The sequence below is a fragment of the Nocardioides sp. P5_C9_2 genome, assembly GCF_054049555.1.
Genome location: NZ_JBFUMD010000650.1, coordinates 1 through 1,647, shown reverse-complemented (window position 1 = coordinate 1,647; position 1,647 = coordinate 1). Strand labels below are relative to the sequence as shown.

Here is a 1,647-nt window from a genome sequence, read left to right as displayed (position 1 = left end):
ATGGTGACCCGGGACCGGACGACCACGTCGTGGTCGCGACCGCTGACGCAGCGCTTCGCCGAGGAGTGGGTGTAGATCTGCACGCCGGACGAGATGTCGCAGCCCGCGCCGATCGTCAGCCCGCCCGACGCGTCGATGACGGTGAACGCGCCGATCCAGGTGCCCTCACCGACGTCGGGCTCGCCCACCACCCACGCATGCTCGTTCCACGGGTTGGCGGGCAGCCCGACGCCGCTCACCGTCAGGCCGTCCGGATGAGGTCGGTCATCCCCTCACCGACGGGGATGGTCGACTCGAAGCCGATGCGCTCGCGCGCCCGCTCGACGTCGGCGGCCCGACGGCTGACGAGCACGTCGCGGGGGTTGAAGATGGGCTCCACGTCCGCGCCGACGGCCTCGATGAGGATGTCGGCCAGGTCGGCGATGGAGGTGTCGATGCCGGTGCCGATGTTGACCGGGAAGTTCGACTGCTCCGACTCCAGCGCCAGCACGACCGAGCGGGCGATGTCGTGGACGTGGATGAAGTCCATGGACTGCTCGCCCTTGCCGTCGATGACCGGCGGCTCGCCGCTCTTGATGCGGTTGACGAAGTGGTTGATGACCGACGTGTAGTAGGCCGTGGTCTTCTGGCCCGGGCCGTAGACGTTGAAGAACCGCAGCGCGATCCAGGAGAGGCCGTTGCGGCGCTCGTAGAAGCCGAGGAGGTCCTCGCCGGCGCGCTTGGAGATGCAGTACGGCGTCAGCGGGCTGAGCGTGTCGTCCTCGTGCATCGGCAGCTTCTCGGGGTCTCCGTAGACCGACGCGGACGAGCAGTAGACCAGCCGGTCCACGCCGTGGTCGGCGGCGGCCGCGAACACGTTGTGGTTGCCGATCATGTTGATGTCCATCGACTCGTGCGGGTCGGCCTGGCTCTTGTTGATCGACACCGCGGCGGCGTGGATGACCTTGGAGCAGCCCTTCATGGCCGCGTGCACCGCGCCGCCGTACCGGACGTCCTGGTCGATCAGCTCGACGTCGTCGCCGAGGGCCGCGACGGCGTCGCGGTCCCCCCGGAACATGTTGTCGAAGATCCGGACCTTGTAGTCCTTCTCCAGCAGCATCGGCACCACGTGCATCCCGATGAATCCGGCACCGCCGGTGAAGAAGACGGTCTCTTTCGAGGTCATGGAAAAGCGCTCCTGGAGGGGTCGGTTGCGGGGCCGGAGAGGCGCCCGCAGGCTATCAGCGGGCGGTGGTCCGGCTGCCGGTGGCGGCGAGCTCGGTGAGGGTGTCGAGGTGCGTGTCGAGGACGCGGTCCAGGGCGAAGTGCTCGTCGACGATGCGGCTGGCGCTGGCGCCGATCGTGGTGCGGGCCTGCGGGTCGCCGAGCACGCGCAGGAGACGGCCGGCCAGGCCGGGCACGTCGCCGCGGGGGCACAGCAGGATGTCGCGGCCCTCGACCAGCTCGACGCCCGGGAAGTTGTCGAGGCGTCCCCAGCCCACGACCGGCACCCCGGCGGCCATCGACTCGAGGGTGGCGGTCCCGAGGCCGTCGCCCTGCTCGTGGCACTCGACGTCCGCGGCGGCGAGCAGGTGGGGGATCGATGCCTTCGGCACGGGCCCGAGGCTGCGGACGGCGTGCGCGACCCCGAGCTCGGCGGCCCGGGTC

General features: G+C 70.1%; 3 protein-coding genes. All 3 read right to left on the bottom strand.

Annotation, left to right across the window (positions count from 1 at the left end; translation table 11 throughout):
- The coding region (locus ACXJKL_RS20630) for a hypothetical protein (RefSeq protein WP_457208864.1) at positions 1-239 on the bottom strand (239 nt) is incomplete at its 3' end.
- A 2-nt stretch (positions 240-241) separates the two neighbouring features.
- Positions 242-1,165, bottom strand: a complete 924-nt coding sequence (locus ACXJKL_RS20625; RefSeq protein WP_457208863.1) for an NAD-dependent epimerase/dehydratase family protein — start codon at positions 1,163-1,165, stop codon at positions 242-244.
- Between the two features lie 55 nt (positions 1,166-1,220).
- On the bottom strand, positions 1,221-1,647 hold a 427-nt coding region (locus ACXJKL_RS20620), incomplete at its 5' end, for a glycosyltransferase (RefSeq protein ID WP_457208862.1).